The organism is Parapedobacter sp. 2B3, assembly GCF_041925275.1.
Classification (GTDB): domain Bacteria; phylum Bacteroidota; class Bacteroidia; order Sphingobacteriales; family Sphingobacteriaceae; genus Parapedobacter; species Parapedobacter pyrenivorans_A.
The window spans coordinates 424,379-443,365 of sequence record NZ_JBHEUZ010000001.1; the positions used below are offsets into that span (position 1 = coordinate 424,379).

Annotated in this window: 18 protein-coding genes; 10 read left to right on the plus strand and 8 right to left on the minus strand. The window is 51.0% G+C overall.

Features of this window, described 5'->3' with window-relative positions; translation table 11 throughout:
- The first annotated feature begins 32 nt into the window (after positions 1-32).
- The 8 genes from ACEVG1_RS01680 to ACEVG1_RS01715 all read left to right on the plus strand — a co-directional run bounded on the left by ACEVG1_RS01680 (position 33) and on the right by ACEVG1_RS01715 (position 6,507).
- On the plus strand, positions 33-986 hold the full coding sequence (locus ACEVG1_RS01680) for a transketolase family protein (protein ID WP_374741811.1): 954 nt from the start codon (positions 33-35) through the stop codon (positions 984-986).
- Between the two features lie 31 nt (positions 987-1,017).
- Positions 1,018-1,563, plus strand: a complete 546-nt coding sequence (locus ACEVG1_RS01685) for an RNA polymerase sigma factor (RefSeq protein WP_374741812.1) — start codon at positions 1,018-1,020, stop codon at positions 1,561-1,563.
- A 34-nt stretch (positions 1,564-1,597) separates the two neighbouring features.
- Positions 1,598-2,293, plus strand: coding sequence for a hypothetical protein (locus tag ACEVG1_RS01690; protein WP_374741813.1), 696 nt, complete (start codon positions 1,598-1,600; stop codon positions 2,291-2,293).
- A gap of 8 nt (positions 2,294-2,301) precedes the next feature.
- Positions 2,302-2,772, plus strand: coding sequence for a hypothetical protein (locus ACEVG1_RS01695; protein ID WP_374741814.1), 471 nt, complete (start codon positions 2,302-2,304; stop codon positions 2,770-2,772).
- Positions 2,773-2,792: 20 nt separating this feature from the next.
- The gene (locus tag ACEVG1_RS01700) at positions 2,793-3,977 is read left to right on the plus strand and encodes an aspartate aminotransferase family protein (protein ID WP_374741815.1); all 1,185 of its coding nucleotides are present in this window, start codon (positions 2,793-2,795) and stop codon (positions 3,975-3,977) included.
- A 161-nt stretch (positions 3,978-4,138) separates the two neighbouring features.
- Entirely contained in the window at positions 4,139-4,675 is a 537-nt protein-coding gene (locus ACEVG1_RS01705; RefSeq protein ID WP_374741816.1) for an RNA polymerase sigma factor, read from the plus strand.
- A gap of 22 nt (positions 4,676-4,697) precedes the next feature.
- Positions 4,698-5,261 (plus strand): hypothetical protein, encoded by a 564-nt coding sequence (locus ACEVG1_RS01710; RefSeq protein WP_374741817.1) that lies wholly within the window; start codon positions 4,698-4,700, stop codon positions 5,259-5,261.
- The gene (locus ACEVG1_RS01715) at positions 5,248-6,507 is read left to right on the plus strand and encodes a hypothetical protein (RefSeq protein ID WP_374741818.1); all 1,260 of its coding nucleotides are present in this window, start codon (positions 5,248-5,250) and stop codon (positions 6,505-6,507) included. Before ACEVG1_RS01710 ends, ACEVG1_RS01715 begins: the two co-directional genes overlap by 14 nt.
- A gap of 19 nt (positions 6,508-6,526) precedes the next feature.
- On the opposite strand, the gene ACEVG1_RS01720 is transcribed toward ACEVG1_RS01715, so the two are convergent.
- Positions 6,527-7,543 (minus strand): hypothetical protein, encoded by a 1,017-nt coding sequence (locus ACEVG1_RS01720; RefSeq protein WP_374741819.1) that lies wholly within the window; start codon positions 7,541-7,543, stop codon positions 6,527-6,529.
- A gap of 115 nt (positions 7,544-7,658) precedes the next feature.
- On the opposite strand from ACEVG1_RS01720, the gene ACEVG1_RS01725 reads away from it, so the two are divergent.
- Positions 7,659-8,237, plus strand: a complete 579-nt coding sequence (locus ACEVG1_RS01725; RefSeq protein ID WP_374741820.1) for a thymidine kinase — start codon at positions 7,659-7,661, stop codon at positions 8,235-8,237.
- 5 nt (positions 8,238-8,242) lie between these two features.
- Here the strand turns inward: ACEVG1_RS01725 and ACEVG1_RS01730 are convergent, their stop codons facing one another.
- The 7 genes from ACEVG1_RS01730 to ACEVG1_RS01760 all read right to left on the minus strand — a co-directional run bounded on the left by ACEVG1_RS01730 (position 8,243) and on the right by ACEVG1_RS01760 (position 18,266).
- Positions 8,243-8,758 (minus strand): glutathione peroxidase, encoded by a 516-nt coding sequence (locus ACEVG1_RS01730; RefSeq protein ID WP_374741821.1) that lies wholly within the window; start codon positions 8,756-8,758, stop codon positions 8,243-8,245.
- Positions 8,759-8,777: 19 nt separating this feature from the next.
- Complete coding sequence (locus ACEVG1_RS01735; RefSeq protein ID WP_374741822.1) at positions 8,778-9,644, minus strand: N-acetylglucosamine kinase; 867 nt, start codon at positions 9,642-9,644, stop codon at positions 8,778-8,780.
- An 87-nt stretch (positions 9,645-9,731) separates the two neighbouring features.
- Positions 9,732-11,033, minus strand: a complete 1,302-nt coding sequence (locus tag ACEVG1_RS01740) for a TolC family protein (RefSeq protein ID WP_374741823.1) — start codon at positions 11,031-11,033, stop codon at positions 9,732-9,734.
- Positions 11,034-11,116: 83 nt separating this feature from the next.
- Positions 11,117-14,227, minus strand: coding sequence for an efflux RND transporter permease subunit (locus tag ACEVG1_RS01745; protein WP_374741824.1), 3,111 nt, complete (start codon positions 14,225-14,227; stop codon positions 11,117-11,119).
- Positions 14,228-14,244: 17 nt separating this feature from the next.
- On the minus strand, positions 14,245-15,303 hold the full coding sequence (locus tag ACEVG1_RS01750; RefSeq protein WP_374741825.1) for an efflux RND transporter periplasmic adaptor subunit: 1,059 nt from the start codon (positions 15,301-15,303) through the stop codon (positions 14,245-14,247).
- A 131-nt stretch (positions 15,304-15,434) separates the two neighbouring features.
- Positions 15,435-16,754, minus strand: a complete 1,320-nt coding sequence (locus tag ACEVG1_RS01755) for a gluconate:H+ symporter (RefSeq protein WP_374741826.1) — start codon at positions 16,752-16,754, stop codon at positions 15,435-15,437.
- Positions 16,755-16,775: 21 nt separating this feature from the next.
- The gene (locus ACEVG1_RS01760) at positions 16,776-18,266 is read right to left on the minus strand and encodes a gluconokinase (protein ID WP_374741827.1); all 1,491 of its coding nucleotides are present in this window, start codon (positions 18,264-18,266) and stop codon (positions 16,776-16,778) included.
- A gap of 116 nt (positions 18,267-18,382) precedes the next feature.
- Between ACEVG1_RS01760 and ACEVG1_RS01765 the strand changes: the two genes are divergently transcribed.
- Positions 18,383-18,919: a hypothetical protein gene (locus ACEVG1_RS01765; protein ID WP_374741828.1), complete on the plus strand. Its 537-nt coding sequence runs from the start codon at positions 18,383-18,385 to the stop codon at positions 18,917-18,919.
- Positions 18,920-18,987: the final 68 nt, after the last annotated feature.

An 18,987-nucleotide genomic window follows, 5' to 3' on the forward strand; every position in this document is an offset into this window, starting at 1 on the left:
GTCTCAAATCTCACCTCTCAAATCTGACAAAAATGAAAAAGTACACATATACAGATAAAAAAGACACACGTTCGGGCTTTGGTGCGGGATTGCTGGAAGTAGGCAGAAACAACGAAAATGTCGTTGCACTCTGCGCAGATCTCGTGGGCTCACTCAAGATGAACGACTTCATCAAGGAATTTCCGGAACGTTTTTTCCAAATCGGCATTGCCGAAGCGAACATGATGGGGATTGCAGCAGGGCTGACCATCGGTGGGAAAATCCCTTATACAGGTACGTTCGCCAACTTCTCCACCGGCCGGGTATATGACCAAATCCGCCAGTCAATCGCTTACTCTGACAAGAATGTCAAAATCTGTGCCTCCCACGCTGGTTTGACACTGGGTGAAGACGGCGCCACCCACCAGATTTTGGAAGACATCGGACTGATGAAAATGCTACCGGGAATGACGGTGATCAACCCATGTGACTATAACCAAACCAAGGCAGCTACCATCGCTATTGCCGACCATCATGGTCCCGTATACCTGCGCTTCGGGCGCCCGGTAGTGCCTATCTTCACCGATGCCGACCAGAAGTTTGAAATCGGCAAAGCATGGATGGTGAATGAAGGCGCCGATGTGAGCATCTTTGCGACCGGCCACCTGGTTTGGGAAGCGATCCAAGCCGGCGAACAATTGGCCGAATTGGGTATCGATGCCGAAATCATCAATATCCACACCATCAAGCCGCTGGACGAAGAAGCAGTGTTGAGGTCGGTGGCCAAAACCGGATGCGTGGTTACTGCAGAAGAGCATAACCGGCTAGGGGGGCTCGGTGATAGCATTGCACAGGTACTGGCAAAGAACAACCCATCGCCACAGGAATATGTAGCTGTTGACGATAGCTTCGGGGAAAGTGGCACGCCAGCCCAGCTTATGGAAAAATATGGACTTAATGCTGCCAATATCGTGGCCGCTGCGCAGCGTGTAATCAAACGGAAATAGAACGCTAAACACGAACGCCGCACAGCACCCTATGGAAGACGCTCAAATACTAGCCCTTTTTGCTGATAAACGTACGCGGGATGACGCATTCGGGCAGCTCCTAAAAAAGTATCAGCAAAAAATCTATTGGCATGTGCGGCGTTTGGTTATAGACCATGATGATGCTGACGATCTGGTGCAGGATATATTCATCAAGGTGTGGAAAAACCTGGAGAATTTCAGGGAAGACGCGCAGTTGTACACGTGGCTATACCGCATCGCCACCAACGAATGCATCACGTTCTTGAATAAGAAGAAGCAACGGCAACAGGTATCGCTTGACGACGAAAACGCTGCTTACCTGGCCGAGACACTGACGGATACAACGTATTTCAACGGCGACCAGGCGCAGCTGAAATTACAGCAGGCGTTGCTTACACTGCCAGAGAAGCAACGTATCGTGTTTAACATGAAATATTTTGACGATTTGAAATACGAGGAAATATCAGAGATCGTGGGCACCAGCGTGGGTGCACTGAAAGCGTCATACCACCTAGCGGTAAAGAAAATAGCCCACTTTTTTGAAGAAAACGATTAAACCTTCACGTAACAAAATCATCTAAGGAAGTACCATGAAGGAGAAACACACATACCACCACGCTGATGCCGCGGAACAATTGCCCCAGGCATTGCGTGCGAATCCGTATACCGTGCCCAATGGTTACTTCGAAAGCTTGTATCACCATACTATCCAACGATGTCAGCAGGGCGATATGCAGGCTACTTTTGGCGTTCCGGCGGGCTATTTTGAACAATTGACGGAAAGCATAACGGCGAAAATCGCTGAAGAGAAGCTGAAAGCGGTCGTCAATGACCCCGGATTTGCTGTGCCCGAAGGTTATTTCGGCGAGTCGGAACAGCTGTTAATGGCCCATCACAAAATCAATGGACACGTGGCCGACGCCGGATTCACTGCCCCCGAGCATTATTTTGACAGGCTGTCCGATCAAATCAAGCAACGTGCCCAACAGCCATCTATACCCGCACGCAGGCTCGGCCGCCCCAAATGGGTGGCCTACGCTGCCGCCGCCAGTGTTGCGGTGGTGCTGGGATGGGTCGGCATGTTCAGCATCGCTCCAGGCACATCCGAAACCAAGAGTCCGTTGGCCGCTGTATCGGACCAACAAATCCTCGATTACCTGGAACTTTATGGGGCACCGAACGATATGATGTATATCTCCGAGCAATTCGACGACTTCGATGAGCGTACCATCGGCGAAGGGATTAGCGAGGAAGATATTGAAGCATACCTTAATCATACGTTATAACAATGACCGTGGCAAAACGATTCCATCTCATCGCATTAGCGTTGTTGCTTCCTATCACCATCGTGGTGGCACAGGAAAGCAGGGCCGAGCGCTTTGAACGAATCGAATCGGAAAAAATCGCCTTTATCACCAAGGAATTGAACCTCACCCCGTCGGAAGCACAGAAATTTTTCCCGGTGTATAACCAATACCATCGGGAAATTTCCAAACTGAAACAGGAACGGCGTTCAATGGGACGACTCGGCAATAAGTCCCAATTGGAGAACAAGACCATCCCCGGAAACAACTTTAACCTCTCCGACCGGGATGTCCTCGCATTCGACGCCAAGGAACTGGAGGTGAAGAAAACCTACCGGAAAAGTTTTGCTGCCATCGTGGGCCAGGCTCGCGCATCGCGGTTCTTCGAAGTCGAAGAGGAGTTTCGGAACTACCTGCTGCGCGAGTTACAGCACCGGCGGCGTGACCGCGACCATCCATAAAATATTCCGTAACTTCGCGCATGCTTAGTAACCGGCAACTTTTTCTCGCTAATACCGCGCAGACCTCGGCTTCACCCCGCCTCATCGAAATAGACCGCGCCGAAGGGGTATACCTATTTGGCCCAAATGGCGAACGATACATCGATCTCGTATCCGGCTTTGCGGTGAGCAATATCGGCCACCGCCATCCCCGGGTACTCGAAGCGGTTGCTGATCAACTCGACAGGTATTTGCACGTAACGGTGTACGGCGAATTTGTGCAGGCGCCGCAGGTCGCTTTGGCTACGCAGCTCCTTGCTGTCCTCCCGGAGCGCTTCGATTCCGTCTATTTTACGAATTCGGGCACCGAAGCTACCGAGGGTGCCATGAAAATCGCGAAGAAATTTACCGGGCGGCGCCAACTCATCGCTGCCGAAAAAGCCTATCATGGCAGTACACAGGGGGCCCTCAGCCTCATTGGTAACCCCGAGTACCACCAAGCCTATGCGCCCCTATTGCCTGGGATAGCGTTTATCCGCTACAACAACCCCGATGATATCGGTAAAATCGACACATCAACCGCCGCGGTGATTCTTGAAGCAGTCCAGGGCGAAGCGGGTATACGTGTGCCCGACCTGTCATACATGCGTGCCATACGCAAGCGCTGTGACGAAACAGGTACCCTACTTATCTTCGACGAAATCCAAACGGGGTTCGGCCGTACCGGCAAGCTATTCGCTTTTCAACACTACGGCATCGAACCGGACATCCTACTCCTCGCTAAAGGAATGGGTGGCGGCATGCCCATCGGCGCATTTGTAGCCAACAAAGCCGTGATGGACGTGATCAAAGACAACCCGATGCTGGGCCACATTACTACCTTTGGTGGCCATCCCGTAAGTTGTGCTGCTGCACTCGCATCGCTCAACGTCATCCTGAACGAGCGCCTCGTGGAAGATGTGGAACGAAAAGCCCACCTGTTCCGCCGGCAATTGCAACATCCGTCGATCCGCGAAATAAGGGGCATCGGCCTGATGTTTTGCATCCAGCTGGACACCTTTGAGCAGGTGGCATACGTAAGTAAGTATTGTGCGGACAACGGGGTGATTATCGATTGGTTTCTGCATTGCGCTACTGCCTTGCGCGTTTCTCCGCCGCTTATCATCAAAGACGATGACATAGCAGCGGCCTGCAGCGTAATCTTGGACGCGCTTGACCACCTATAACCGTTACGCCAGCACGGCATAGTTTTCAACGCACCGCCGATTTATTTACACGCATGATGCAACATTGCGAGGCTTACCCGCGTCTATTGACAAAGGGAAAGGGAAACTAATAGGAGGAATTGATCGAATTGTACAATTAGCGCATCATAATAAGAAACTCGTTGGAAGCCTCATTCACTGACAAGCATTACGAATTGGTAGTGGCCTGCAAACAAGGCGACCGCCCATCGCAGTTCAAATTGTATAATTTATACGCAAAAGCGATGTATAATACCGCCTTACGTATTGTACAGGATGAGGCTGAAGCCGCCGATGTGTTGCAAGAGGCGTTTATCGATGCGTTTTCCCGCTTGGATAGTTTCCGCCAAGAGAGCACATTTGGTCTTTGGATGAAACAAATAGTGGTAAACAAGTCCATCTCGACGTTGCGCAAAAGGAAGCTGGAATTGCAATCACTGGGAGACGGCGAAGAACCCGCCGACGTGGAGGATGGTGAGAACGACATCGAGCTACAGGTTGCCGCCATCAAACAAGCGATCAACAAGTTACCCGAGGGTTATCGGCTGGTGCTTACGCTCTACCTGCTGGAAGGCTATGACCACGAAGAAATCGCACACATCCTGCGAATCAGTGAGGCGACGTCTCGGAGCCAATACCTACGGGGAAAGCGGAAGTTATTGGATTATTTAACAAACTGAATGGAAAAGCATAGGAGTTGACATGAAAAAGGATTTGAAATCATTCATTCAAGAAAATCGGGAGGCTTTTGATGAGGCTACCCCTCCATTATACCTTTGGCAGGGGATTGCCGAAGAGTTGGATAGCCGATACCAAAGAAGCACGAAAAAACCGGGGGGTAAGACGGCATGGATTACCCAGGTACTGAAAGTAGCGGCCGTGACATTTCTAGTGGGCATGGCCGGTATCCTCATCTACTTTTATGGAAAAAGGGATGCTTACCTCGACTATAGCCGGGTAAACCCCGATTTGGCTGCGGAGCAGCAGGTATATGCCCAATTGGTTATGCAAAAGAAAGATTCTATCGCATTTATCGCCACGTCAAACCCCGCGCTATACGGCGAATTTTCGAAAGTGATCGACCAAATGGAATCAAATTATGATATGTTGAAACAGGAATTCGCCAAAAGCCCGAACAGGGAACTGACTTTGGAGGCTATGATACGTAACCTACAAGCACAAATCGACATACTCAGTCAGCAGCTAGACGTACTGAACTATATCAACAGCGCCTCAAAAAAACAGACCAGAGATGAACAGATTTAAGACATACCTTGCTCTTTCGGTGTTGCCGTTATCGTTTACAATGACTGTATCGGCCCAGTCGGTAGACCAAGGGGAGCTGCAGGCCACCGTTCGGAGTATCGGTCAGTTGGTAACGGACCTGGGCGATGAGCTCGGCAATGTGCTGAAGTCCATCGATGTGGAAGCCTTGGCACGGGATGCCGAAAAGCTGGCGTCCCTATCCGAACAGCGTACACGCGAAATAACACGGGAGCTTGAACAAGTGGAGTTGACTCCACTTATCCGAGAGAGTGAGTCGCTAGCGCAGGAAATTGCACAGCTTGATTGGCAGCGATTGCTGGAACAACCGGATGCAATGATGAATTTTGGATACCAGAAGGAAAAGGTAACCGAATATTCCTATCCGATCAATAGCCGCCAATCGGTAAACATCGATAATCGCTATGGCAAAATCACGATCAATAACTGGGCAAAAAATGAGGTGAAGGTAGTCGTTACCATACGTACGGCTGAAGATTCCGAGCGGCGGGCACAGGAAGCGCTGGACCGCGTGCACATCAACCAATCCCAATCGGGTAATGCTATTTCTTTCAAAACGGCTATTGAATCGGGTGATTCGAATTGGTGGTCGATGCTGACCAGCGGTGGGGGCGACCGGGCACTGCGCGTGGACTACGACATTTACCTACCCAAGAGAAATGAACTGGTACTTGCAAACCGGTACGGTGCCATCGAACTTTCCGATCGCGACGGCAAAGTAGACGTGTCCGTGAGCTATGGAAGCCTGCATGCCGGCCACCTGAATGGAGTGGGTAATTCGCTGTCAGTTGCCTATTCGAAAGCGGCGGTTGAATACTTGAACGAAGGAGACGTCAGCGTGCGTTATGGGGGATTTACTTTATCCGAAGCCGAAAAACTCACATTGGCTATGAGCTACTCGAGTAGTGGAAAAATCGGCAAAATCAACCAACGAGCTGACATCAGCCTGCGGTACAGCAGCGGGTTTGAGATGGGCCTTGGCCCCGCCATACAAAAAGCAAGTGTAGCAGCTTCTTACTCCAATATCCATATCCGTCCGGCAAGTGATGCCGCTTTCAATTTCGATGTTGCAGTGAGCTATGGTGGGTTTGATTATGATCGCAACCACATCAATATCGGCAGTAAGTCCGAGAGCCATACTTCCGCCAGCTATTCGGGTTATTGGAACAAAGCCGTGGATAATGTGGTAAGCGTTAGTGCACGGTATGGTGCGGTGAGCTTGAAATAGAAGAGCGTGCTGCTCCTCGCTAGCCAAACCGCTTCCGCAGAATCGCATATAGTTTATCCACCGTTTCTGGCTTGTCCGCCCAATTATTCTTCTGGGCATAGTTTGTCTGCAAGAAACCGTCGGCCGAAACAAAATCATCGTATCTATTCAACAGTTCGATCGCCTCGCTATACGCCAAGCTATATCCATTGAAAAGGTCTTTGATAAAAAGCAATTTATCATTGAGGCTAATGGCCGATTTGATATCGGAAATCCGTTCGCCTCCACCCCGCACTGCCGCGAGTGGGTTGCCGCCGCCCGATTTCCGTTGTGCCGATAGGCGCTCGTTGAGCGAAAGGGGCCGTGCTGGCTTTTCATTTTCTACTTCCACGGATTTTTCCGGTATCACGATCTCCTCTGCAATCGATTCGCTTCCGGCTTCTTCACCCTCCTCATCATCCGCAATAGGCTCAGCCTCAGCCAATGGACCCTCCTCGGGTTCTTCATTGGGCGCTACTTCCTCCTCTGCAACGAACTCCGCATCACTTTCCGTAGCTTCACCCCATTCCATAAAAGTATCGTTGTCATTACTCTCCGTGTCTGTGTCATCGCCCTCCACTTCATCCGCTTCTATTTCATCATCGGCTGCTGCGACAGCATCGTCAACCATGCCATGCTCATCTTGTTCCTCATCGTCACGATCGGCCGGTAGACCTTCGGTTGCTCCCGTTCCGTCTACCGATGGCGTATGTGTTTCCGCAGCGTCGATACCCGGTGTGAAAACAATTTCTTCCGATTCATCCATATCGACATCAGTCTCCGATTCGGCATTGTCGGCTTCGGCGTCGTGTATCGGCTCTTCCGGCACTTCACTTTCCGCTTTCTGCAATTTATTGTAAACAGTCACATTCGCCGCGAAATAGTTGACCGTAGCCTCAAAGAGATCGGCCTGCAGACCGTCCCCCGCCTCCGCAGCGTTTTCCAGCTCATCAAATTGGCTATTAATATCCCTGAGTAATTCCGCTATTTTTCCTAAAACCTGCTGCTTTGTTGCCATGCTATAAAAACGTATGCCGATAAAGATGATTCAAAATTAACATTAAATTCTGATATTAGCGGGCCCCGGGACCACAATTTATTGTGATTTCCGCATACAGATAGCGATACATACCATGCTTTTTTCAGAAGATAGGTTGGTACATAGGGATGCTTCATATGGAAGTATTGAAGTGATCTGCGGATCGATGTTTTCGGGTAAAACTGAAGAACTCATCCGTAGGGTACGGCGTTCGCAGCTTGCCAAGCTGCCCGTGGAAATCTTCAAGCCCGCCATGGACACACGTTACCACGATAAAGATGTCACATCGCACGATAGCAACAGCATCGCTTCCACACCGGTAGACCATTCGTCTACCATCCTGCTGCTCGGAAGTGTGGCAAAAGTGGTGGGTATTGACGAAGCACAGTTCTTCGATGACGAATTGCCCAACGTATGCACAAAACTGGCCAACGCGGGAATCCGGGTGATCGTAGCCGGCCTAGACATGGATTTCAAGGGAGAACCCTTTGGTCCGGTGCCGGCCCTCATGGCCATTGCCGAGCATGTGACGAAGGTACATGCCGTGTGCGTACGCTGCGGCGCACCTGCCAATTACTCTTACCGGATTACTGCAGATGACCAGCAGTTGCTCGTAGGCGAAAAAGACCGTTATGAGCCCCGGTGCCGCCCCTGCTTCTACCGGGTGCCATGAATGGCCTACAGCTTACCGATGATGGCATTGCTCATCGGTTCTGTTTTCGAGCGGAAACGATGAACAAGGTTACCGTGTTCGTCGATCAGGAATTTCTCGAAATTCCATTTGATCTCTCCGGTAAAATCGGGGTTTTCGGTGGTCGTTAGGTACGCGAACAAGGGTGATATGTCCTCACCCTTTACGCTGCTTTTTTCTGCCAGCAAAAACGTCACGCCGAAATTCTTTTCACAAAACCCTTGTATTTCCGTATTGCTGCCCGGTTCTTGCCCACCGAAATTATTTGCCGGAAAACCGATAACCACTAATTTGTCACCGTATTTTTCAGACAATTCCTGCAATCCGGCATATTGCTTCGTGAACCCACATTCCGAAGCCGTATTGACCAACAGCAATTTTTTTCCCTCAAACTCGGAGAGACTGATTTCCTTTCCATCTATCGACGTGATGGTAAACTGATACACGTTGTCTGCAGGAGCACCAACCAGCATCGCACCTAATATTAACATCGTTACGTTCATATAATAATTGTTTTATTGTTCAAACATGTATTTCGTAATTCTTTTCGCGCTGAACAATGTAATTGAACAGTTCCGTGATGGGTCTGCTCAACACCTTGCCCATCTTCACACCACGTTGCTCACATACTTCCCGCAATTGCTCAACAAAAAAATAAGCCACGGACCCCACGAAATGGCACACGTAGTCACCATGGTCAGGGAAGGGCTTGATGTTCGTCGTAATAAATTCTGTGAAACCCCGCTTTAGCAATTCGTCTATAAAAGGGTGGTCACTATACACCGCCATAAAAGGGGCAAACGAGGCCAGATAAGCGTTTGGAGAAGCACGTTGGTACACATTTTTGATAACGATTTCCTTGTTGAGCCGATATTTTGCCTCAAACTTGGCGGCAAGCTCGGTAGGCATCGCGCCATACAAAAATTTTGTTACCAATTGCTTTCCGAACCAGACGCCCGAACCCTCATCACCGAGCACATAGCCAATCCCTTGCCGCGTGGGGAGCACTTCCTCCCCATCGAAAAAGCTCACGTCAGAGCCGGTACCTAATGTTGCGATGTATCCTTTTCTATTGCCACACGTGGCGTATGCCGCGCCGACCAAATCGGTTTCTACCGAAATGAATGCATTGGTAAATAGCTGGGATAATGCATTGGAGACCATTTCGCGCCTATCCGGGCTCGTGCAACCCGAGCCAAAAAAATAAACCTCCGTAACCTGCTCCGCATGGGGAAGGATCTCATTCGCGTTCTGGATAATCTTCGCGATATCCTTTTCGTTCACGAAAAAGGGATTCAACCCCTTCGTTGTAAATGCCAACCGCTTTCCATCGGGAAGTGCCAGCATCCAATCCGATTGTGACGAACCGCTATCTGCTACCAATATCATTGAATCACTTTATTAGTTTACTTGGGGGTATCAAATTTAGCTAAAGCTGGATTGATATGCAACTATAATTGCGTAAAATAAGAACCCTCATTCCGCTTCCAATACGCCTGCTATCTGTTTCAACGTTATTTCGGCCAGTTTCGCTTGGTACTGTGCACCGCTATAGCGGGTACTGGCATCCACGAAATTACGTTGTGCTTCACGGAACTCTACCGGGGCAATGCTGCCCAGCTTGAATTTCTCCAGCGTAATATCCATATTCTCTCTGGCAATATCCTTGTTCCGTTCCTCCAACCTTACTAACTCCAGATTCATCAGATATGTTTGGTATGCCGCCGACAATTGGGCACCGATATTCCCTTCGACTCTATCCACCTCGATGGCTGCGGCATCCAATAGCAACTCGGCATTCCGCTCATTCCTACGTTGCATAAATCCATTGAATATATTCATCGAGGCAGAAATCCCATAGTTGAGCCCGTTGTTTCGCGATTGGGTGGAAAAGCCCAATTCCGCTGCAGACCGCGAACGTGTATAGGCCGAAGAAACACTCACTACCGGGTACCGCTCGCCTTTGACGCGCTTCAATTCCAGCTGGCTGATCCGATGGTTTACCAATGCAGACTGCAGGGAGGGGTTCAATTGTTTCGCCTGTGCGGCCAATGTCTCGTAGTGCAGGTCGTTAGCGATCAAGATGGTGTCGGCAACCCTGAAGTCGGTCGTTACATCACGTGCAAGCAACTCGTTCAGTCGAATTTGGGTGGTCCGGTAAAGGTCGCGCTGCCGCAATAAGTTGGTGGTATCCGTATTCAGATCGACACTGGCGGCCAGTACCTCCAGCTTAGAGGCCCGGCCAATCTGGTACCTGTTTTCTGCTGTTTGGTGCCGAAAGGCCGACAGTTCCAACGCGGTCCGTGTGGCTTTAATAAGCTGCTGTTGCTGCACGAGGTCAAAATACCCGCTCACTACTTCGTACACGGTTGAGAGGATCGCGGCTTTCAGGTTTGCTTCGCCCAGGGCCTTCAGTGCCTTAAGCTGATCGTACCGGGTAAACATCTGGAGGCCATCGAAAATCGTCCAATCCAAGCTCACGCCATAAGCCATCGATCGGCTCCGCGCGCCACGTAGTGCACGGGTTTCTCCACTCAGCAGCGTTTGCGTAGTATTTTGGATGCTTGCCGCCGCAGACACATCGCCACTTACCGACGGTAGCATCCCCGCATTGCCTACATGCACATTGTTCGTGGCCACGTCGGCATCTTTCGCTACCAACCGGATGTCATAATTATTCTCCAGCGCAATCGCCACCGCTTCTTCCATGGTGAGCACCGGCTGACCTACCCCCACAAAGGGAATAAAAAACAAGACAACAACAATCAATCGTTTCATCTAACTATTTTTCTTTTATCGGCCGATGAGAGCTCGAAGTAAATAATGATTGCCTTGTGTGTCAATATTATTTACCTCTCGGTTCATAACGAATGTTCACCGGCCATTACTTCCTCTACGCGTTTCGCTTCTTCCAAATCGGCATTGGGCTTATATTCGCGCGACCACATCGCATACACCGCCGGGATGATGTATAAGGTAAGTATCAGCGAAAACATCGTGCCGCCTACGATGACCACCCCCATTCCGATGCGACTCGTGGCGGCCGCCCCGAACGCCATGGCGATGGGTAATGCCCCCAGTGAAATGGCCAAGCTGGTCATGAGGATGGGGCGAAGCCGAGCCTCAGCGGCTTCGACAATGGCCTGCCGAACAGGCTTACCCCGTTCCTTGAGCTGGTTTGCAAATTCAACGATAAGGATGCCGTTTTTAGTCACCAGCCCGATGAGCATCACGGTGCCGATCTGGCTAAAAATATTCCACGATTGCCCCGTAAGCCAAAGAGACAGCATTGCTCCCGCTACGGCCATGGGTACGGTAAGGATAATGATCACTGGATCGAGAAAGCTCTCAAACTGGGCGGCAAGGATCAAGTATACCAACAATAGCGCCAACCCAAAAGCAAATAGGGCATTTGAACTACTTTCCTGAAAATCGCGGGATTCGCCGCTTAAGTCGGTAGAAAAACTATCGTCGAGCACCTCATCCGCAATGCGGTCCATCGCATTGATGCCATCCTCGATGGTTTGTCCGCGGGCCAGCGATGCTGAGACTGTGGCCGACATAAATCGGTTGTTGTGGTATAACTGCGGGGGGCTACTTTGTTCAACCATATCCACCAGGTTATCCAGCTGGATCAGCTCGCCCGTACTGCTACGCACGAAAATGGTAGCCAAATCGAGCGGCGAGCTCCGATCTTGATCAGCGAACTGCCCAATTACCTGGTACTGCTTGCCATTCATCAAAAAGTATGCAAACCGCTGCCCACTCAGCGAAAGTTGCAAGGTTTGCGCAACATCCAGTACGGAAACACCCAGACTTTGCGCTTTGTCCCTGTCAATGCTCACATTCAGTTCCGGGCGATTAAACTTGAGGTTGACATCCACGTTGGCAAAGGTCCGATCCGCCACGGCACGATCCATGAACTCGGGGATTTTCTCTTCCAGCTTCGCGAAATTTGGGGCTTGGATGATGTATTGGATGGGCATCCCCCCTCTCCTTCCTACCGATATGGTAGGTTGCTGGGAAATAAATGTACGCGCTTCGGTGTATCGGCCAGTTTGCCTTGACAGCACTTCGGCAATCTCATCCTGCGAGCGCTCGCGTTCTTCCGGCGGCACCAAGCCTATCCGCATCATGCCGGTATTGGCCGAGCCAGATCCTCCCCAGGAGGGCGACGTATTGACCATATTGACCTTTTTCTCCGGAACGGAGTCGTTTACCAGCTGGATAAGTTCCAGCATGAACCGATCCATGTACTCAAAGGTGCTCCCTTCAGGGCCAGTAATGCTCGCCCGCAACAAGCTACGGTCTTCATAGGGGGCTGTCTCTTTACGCAAATGCACCCAAAACCAAGCAATCAAGGCGAAACAAACCGCCAAAATCGGAAAGCTCACCCATTTGGCACGCATGAACCGCCGCAACGAGTGGGCATAGCCTTTCGTCATCTTAACAAAATAGGGCTCTGTAACCGTGTAAAACCACGAATGCTTCGCCCCCCGGCGCATGAGATACGCATTGAGCATGGGTGTAAGGGATAACGACACAAACGCCGAAATCAATACGGCAGCGGCAATAACCACCCCAAATTCCCGGAATAGCCGCCCCACAAAACCCTCCATAAACATAACCGGTAAAAACACGGCGGCCAGCGTTACCGAGATGGAGATGACGGCAAAGAAAATCTCATTTGCCCCTTTTATGGCCGCCATAATCGGCGACATGCCTTCCTCCACTTTCTTATAGATATTTTCCGTTACCACAATCCCATCGTCAACCACCAATCCCGTAGCCAACACGATCGCAAGCAATGTCAGCACATTGACCGAAAAGCCAAACAAGTACATCACGAAAAATGTAGCAATCAGCGATACGGGTATGTCAATCAACGGCCGGAACGCAATGGCCCAATCGCGGAAGAAAAGGAAAATAATCAGAATCACAAGTATCAGCGCAATGACGATGGTCTCGGCAACCTCGATGACCGATCGTTTGATGAACAGCGTATTGTCTATCGCAACATCCATCACTATGTCAGACGGAACTTCATTTTTGAGTTGGTCGAGCCGGTCGTAAAACGCATTGGCGATATCGATGTAATTGGTTCCGGGTTGGGGAATGATCGCCATGGCCGCCATAATCGATTTGGATTCCCGGAACTCGCTTTCCAGATTTTCCGGGCCCAGCACAGCGGTGCCGATGTCGCCAAACCGGATAATCCGATCACCTTCCGACCGGATTATCAAATCATTAAACTCCTCTTCGGTGGTGAGGTTGCCCACGGTTTTTATTGCCAATTCGGTATTCTCTCCCATGATCTTGCCCGATGGCAATTCTACATTCTGGCGGGTTAGCGCATTGCGTACATCCAATGGCGTAAGCCCGTATGCCGAAAGCCGCATCGGATCGATCCACAGCCGCATCGCATAACGCTTTTCACCCCAAATCTGTACGGAACTCACCCCCGGCAGGGTCTGTAGCCGCTGGGCAATCACATTATCGGCAATTTCACCGAGCTCAAGGGGCGACCGCGAATCGCTTTGCACCGTCATCACAATAATCGGATCGGAATCGGCATCGGCCTTTGACACTACCGGCGGTGCGTCGATATCCTGCGGCAGGCTGCGCATCGCCTGCGAAACCTTATCACGTACGTCATTGGCGGCCTCTTCCAAATCTTTGCTCAACACAAATTCGATGTTGATCCGGCTCGACCCTTGGCTGCTGGATGACGATATGTTACGGATTCCATCGATTTGGTTAATCGAACGCTCCAACGGCTCCGTAATCTGCGATTCGATGATGTCGGGGTTGGCCCCGGCATAATTGGTACGTACGGATACGATGGGCGGATCAATGGACGGAAACTCCCTGACACCCAGAAATGTGTACCCGATTATGCCAAATAGAATAAGCATCAGGTTCATCACGATGGTGAGAACCGGCCTTTTTATACTGGTAGTGGAGAGACTCATGCGATTGTCATTTAGTCCTATTCATCAACCTTCACCGTGACTGCCATTCCATCGGTAAGCGACATGATGCCCGAGGTCAGCACCGTATCGCCCATAGCTACACCGCTGGTAACCAACACATCCGTTCGGGTCCGATTTTCCGCTTCCACCGGGGTGGCCGTCGCCTTGCCATCTTTCAATAAGAACACCTGTTTGCCGTTTTGCACCGGGATAACAGCTTCGGTCGGAACGAGCACTGCATTTTCCGTGTGGTCCAGTGCCAGTTCGATGCGGGCAAAGGCACCGGGAAACAACCGGCCTTCCGGATTGTCTGCAACGGCGCGGATACTGATGGTCCGTGTTGCCGCATCCACACCGGGCTCGATCGCGTAAATTTCTGCGTGGTACCGCGCTTCCGATCCGCTGACACCGAAGGTCAGCCCCTGCCCTACTTCAATCTGTCCGCTGTACTTTTCGGGTACCGAGAACAATATCTTGACCGGATCGATACTCAACAAGTTGGCTACCACCGTGGATGGCGTGAGGTATTCGCCTTCGGAAATCGAACGGAGGCCAATCTTACCACCGAACGGTGCACGAACGGTAGTTTTGGCTATCTGTGCATGGATAAGCTCGGTTTGGGCTTTGGCCGATTCATAATCGGCATGTGCTACGTCATACTCCTGTTGGCTGATGGCTTCCTTTTCCAAAAGGAGCCGCGCCCGCTTTTCGTTATCTTCCGCCAGTTTCTCACTGCTCTGGGCCTGGATGAGGCGGGCCTGCAATTCCGAATCGTCGATACGCAGCAGCACCTGGCCTTTTTGCACGGCGGACCCTTCACGGAACGACAACGCCCTCACGATGCCCGATACTTCACTGCGGACTTGAACCTGCTCATTCGGCTCAATCGAGCCCGACAGTGTAATGGTGTTCGAAAATGCCCGGGGCGCCACCACAATAGCATTCACTTCCATCGTTCCCGAACGTTGATTTTGTTCCGGCGCGGCAACCTTGGGTTTCGTATCACGCGTGAGCCAATAACTCACAAACGCCACAGCAACGACGGCTATCGCAATATATAGGTATTTTTTGTTCATTCTAGTATTTGAAAACCAGGCGCTGGCCCATGCCCGCAACCTCAAAAGATATAAATATACGGTCTTTTGCCAGCCAAAACTACTCGAATCCCCAAGTATTTCGTAGCTGTATCACTTTTTTTACCTGGAAACTACACCCATATATCTAATACCAACACGCCCAGCAGCCCCACCACAGACACAATACTCTCCATAAGCGACCACGATACGATCGTATCGCGGATGCTGAGGCCAAAATACTCTTTAAACATCCAAAACCCGGTATCGTTGACATGGGAAAACATCAGCGAGCCCGCACCCGTGGCCAGCACCATCAATTCGGCGTTGGTATCGGTGGTACCGATCAACGGCAATGCAATGCCTGCGGCCATGAGCCCCGCTACGGTCGCAGAGCCCAGCGCCACCCGGATGATGGCCGCAATGACCCACACCAAGACCAACGGCGAAAGCGAAAGTGCCCCAGCCCATGCGGCAATGTGGTCGCCTACGCCGCTATCAACCAGCACCTGTTTGAATGAGCCCGCAGCCCCGATGATAAGCAGGATCATGACGATACTGCGTGCGGATTCTTCCACGCTATCCATCACTTCTTTCATGGTCCGCCCGCGCGCTAGACCCATGGTAAAAACCGCTACAAATACGGCTATCAGTAAGGCGATAACCGGGTTGCCCACAAAGGATACGACACCCATGATGGCCGAATCGGCCGGCAAAGCGAGCGACAATAAAGACGCCAGCGCAATGAGCAATACAGGAAATAATCCGGTGAATAAACTAACAAAAAAACCAGGAGGTCTGGACATGGGGGGTGTTGCCAGCTCCATAAACTGTGCCGGGGGACTGGGGTGTATGCCTTTTAACATGCGTGAAAGGACCACGCCACCCAACACGACGGCCGGGATGGCAACAGCGATTCCATAAATCAATGTGAGGCCCATATCTGCCTGGTACAACGTACCAATAGCCGTAGGCCCGGGGTGCGGAGGCAGGTATCCGTGCGTTACCGATAGCGAGGCCAACATGGGCAACCCCACATAAATAAGCGGCAGGCCCGTTTGTGCCGCTATCGCGAAAATAAAAGGCACCAAAATTACGAAACCTACGTTATAAAACATGGGAATGCCCACGGCAAACCCGATAACAACCATTGCCCATTGTATATTCCGAAGACCGAAGGCATCCACCAGCCGGGTTGATATCTGTTGTACGCCACCCCCATCGGCAATCAACTTACCGAGCATGACGCCGAAGCCCAGGATCATCGTTAACGACCCCAGTGTGCTACCCATCCCCTTCTCGATGGAAACAACCACACCAGAGGCCGGCATGCCCAATGCAACCCCCACCACCAGCGATGTGATGACGAGTGAAAAAAAAGCACTCAATTTAAAAACGATTACCAGCAGCAATAACAACAATACACTGCCCGCTACAATAACAATTGGCACCATAATTCAACGATATATAATTAGTTAAAATTCATCTTTCAGCCGGACATACAACCGTTCGAACAATTCAAAATTCTCCATATAACGGCGATGGGCAACGGCGTCGGGTTCGTACGTGGTTTTGGCCGATGGGTTATCGGCAACGTCAAACCCGGTAGCCTTCCCCAATGCATGAAGCGCCACGAGATAGGCCCCCTTTGCCGCATCCTGCACACTCTCTTCCGATACCACCACGCGCTTATTGAAAACATCGGCCAATAGCTGTACCCAAAAAGGGGCTTGCGCAAACCCACCGTTGGCATGGACAATCCGGATAGGGCCCGCAAGTTCTTCGAGTACCTTTCCTACACTGTACAACCCATATATAATACCTTCCAGCACGGCCCTCGTAAAGTGCGCTTTGGTGTGGTGCAGCTGTACACCGAAAAAAAGCCCTTTTGCATTCGCATTCCAATGCGGTGCCCGTTCACCAGCAAGATAGGGCAAGAACAGCAAGCCGTCGGCACCGGGCGGGGTGGCCGAAGCCTCAGCGATGAGCGATCGATATGCTTCCGTACGCGATGCCCCTTCCGGACCGAAGTTGTCCAGGTACCACCGAAACACCACACCGCCGCTATTCACGGCCCCGCCCATTACAAATAGCCGCCTGGTGAGCACATAGCAAAACGTACGCGCTTTGTTGTCGGTCTGCGGCGTTTCGACCACCATCCGTATCGCTCCACTGGTACCGATACTCACCGCCGCGTCGCCGGGGTTCACAGCACCTGCGCCCAGGTTGGCCAAGCAACCATCGCTGCCGCCCACCACAAATGACGTATCTGCCGCTATGCCCATTTCGTTGGCCAGCCGGTCAGTCAGGCCCGATACAATGTGAGTAATCGGCACGGGTTCAGAAAGCTGTGCCGCCGAAATACCGGCCAATTCGAGCGCCGGGCTATACCATTGGAACGTGTGGATGTCAAATAGTCCCGTGGCCGATGCGATAGACTCGTCCACGATGTAGCGGCCAAATAACCGCTGGAAAACGTACTCCTTTATGGAAATAAATTTCCTAGCCGCCTTGAATACTTCCGGCATGTGCTTCCGCAGCCAACCTAGTTTGGCAAGCGGTGACATGGGGTGGATGGGGGTTCCCGTTTTCGAATAGGTATCAAGCCCCGCGGACGTACGTTTGAGGGCCGCGGCAAACGGTTCACTGCGCGTATCGGCCCAAGTAATACAGTGGGTTAGCGGCTGGTGGTTCGCATCCATGGCAATCAGTCCGTGCATGGCACTACTGAACCCGATGGCAACGTGCCGGATGTCGGCTTCCTTCTGTTTGGCTTTACTAACCACGCCTTTAATCGCTTTGGTTACCGCTCCAAACAACACTGCCGGATCCTGTTCAAACCATCCCGGTTGGGGGTTCGACAATTCGTAATCGACCTGTTCGTGTGCCAGCACACTTCCTGACGTGCGGAAGGCCACGGCCTTGGTCGCTGAAGTTCCGATGTCTACACCGATAATGATGTCCATTGATGGGGAGGGTAGTTACCTAGCAAACATAGATAAATTGCAGCGGAAATGCATATACCCAACCAACTTTTACATTTTTTCGCTAACATTGCATCATTCATTATCAACTAAAAAGTATGTTGAAGCTCGGTTGCCTTCTGGTTGCCTTGGTTACGGCCCTGGTTGTGCGTGCACAAGAAACAGGCGATATAGACCATTTCATAGTGAGGGAAAACCTGATTAAGAATGGCAAGCTAGCCGTTATCGCCACGGACGCGGAGGAGCATCCGAACGAGGCCATTTCGGGCACCTATCAGTTTGTCATCAATGGTTTTAAGCAGGAATTGCAGTTCCGCGATGGTGTCGCCGTGACCCAGCACCCCATTGAAACGTCGGCCTTCGTTTTCATCAAACACCGCAACCAGCAGGGTTCGCATGGCAGACTCTACTATGTGCTGAAACGCGATCAAGGTCTTAATCCTATCGCTATCAATTGGTATTTCCTTATCATCATCCCAGCGATTATCCTCCTTATCGCCTACCTCTTCAAACGGATCATGGTGTTGGCAATGGTGGTGTTGATTGGCTTGTTTATCTATAATTATAGTAAAGGGTTGGATTTAGAGAATATCTTTGAAACGATTGCGCACGGGATTAAGTCGTTAGTCATTTAATCATAAGTCATTTAGTCATAAGTCGTTAGTCATAAGTCATAAGCACTTTGGACTAAAAAAGACTTACG

What these genes read in the sequence shown, in the direction of transcription:
- ACEVG1_RS01765 (WP_374741828.1), top strand. Translation starts at nt 18,383, where the DNA reads ATGTTGAAGCTCGGTTGCCTTCTGGTTGCCTTGGTTACGGCCCTGGTT.
- ACEVG1_RS01730 (WP_374741821.1), bottom strand. Translation starts at nt 8,758, where the DNA reads ATGAACGTAACGATGTTAATATTAGGTGCGATGCTGGTTGGTGCTCCT.
- ACEVG1_RS01710 (WP_374741817.1), top strand. Translation starts at nt 4,698, where the DNA reads ATGAAAAAGGATTTGAAATCATTCATTCAAGAAAATCGGGAGGCTTTT.
- ACEVG1_RS01700 (WP_374741815.1), top strand. Translation starts at nt 2,793, where the DNA reads ATGCTTAGTAACCGGCAACTTTTTCTCGCTAATACCGCGCAGACCTCG.
- ACEVG1_RS01745 (WP_374741824.1), bottom strand. Translation starts at nt 14,227, where the DNA reads ATGAGTCTCTCCACTACCAGTATAAAAAGGCCGGTTCTCACCATCGTG.
- ACEVG1_RS01690 (WP_374741813.1), top strand. Translation starts at nt 1,598, where the DNA reads ATGAAGGAGAAACACACATACCACCACGCTGATGCCGCGGAACAATTG.
- ACEVG1_RS01735 (WP_374741822.1), bottom strand. Translation starts at nt 9,644, where the DNA reads ATGATATTGGTAGCAGATAGCGGTTCGTCACAATCGGATTGGATGCTG.
- ACEVG1_RS01760 (WP_374741827.1), bottom strand. Translation starts at nt 18,266, where the DNA reads ATGGACATCATTATCGGTGTAGACATCGGAACTTCAGCGACCAAGGCC.
- ACEVG1_RS01740 (WP_374741823.1), bottom strand. Translation starts at nt 11,033, where the DNA reads ATGAAACGATTGATTGTTGTTGTCTTGTTTTTTATTCCCTTTGTGGGG.
- ACEVG1_RS01750 (WP_374741825.1), bottom strand. Translation starts at nt 15,303, where the DNA reads ATGAACAAAAAATACCTATATATTGCGATAGCCGTCGTTGCTGTGGCG.
- ACEVG1_RS01685 (WP_374741812.1), top strand. Translation starts at nt 1,018, where the DNA reads ATGGAAGACGCTCAAATACTAGCCCTTTTTGCTGATAAACGTACGCGG.
- ACEVG1_RS01715 (WP_374741818.1), top strand. Translation starts at nt 5,248, where the DNA reads ATGAACAGATTTAAGACATACCTTGCTCTTTCGGTGTTGCCGTTATCG.
- ACEVG1_RS01725 (WP_374741820.1), top strand. Translation starts at nt 7,659, where the DNA reads ATGCTTTTTTCAGAAGATAGGTTGGTACATAGGGATGCTTCATATGGA.
- ACEVG1_RS01755 (WP_374741826.1), bottom strand. Translation starts at nt 16,754, where the DNA reads ATGGTGCCAATTGTTATTGTAGCGGGCAGTGTATTGTTGTTATTGCTG.
- ACEVG1_RS01680 (WP_374741811.1), top strand. Translation starts at nt 33, where the DNA reads ATGAAAAAGTACACATATACAGATAAAAAAGACACACGTTCGGGCTTT.
- ACEVG1_RS01720 (WP_374741819.1), bottom strand. Translation starts at nt 7,543, where the DNA reads ATGGCAACAAAGCAGCAGGTTTTAGGAAAAATAGCGGAATTACTCAGG.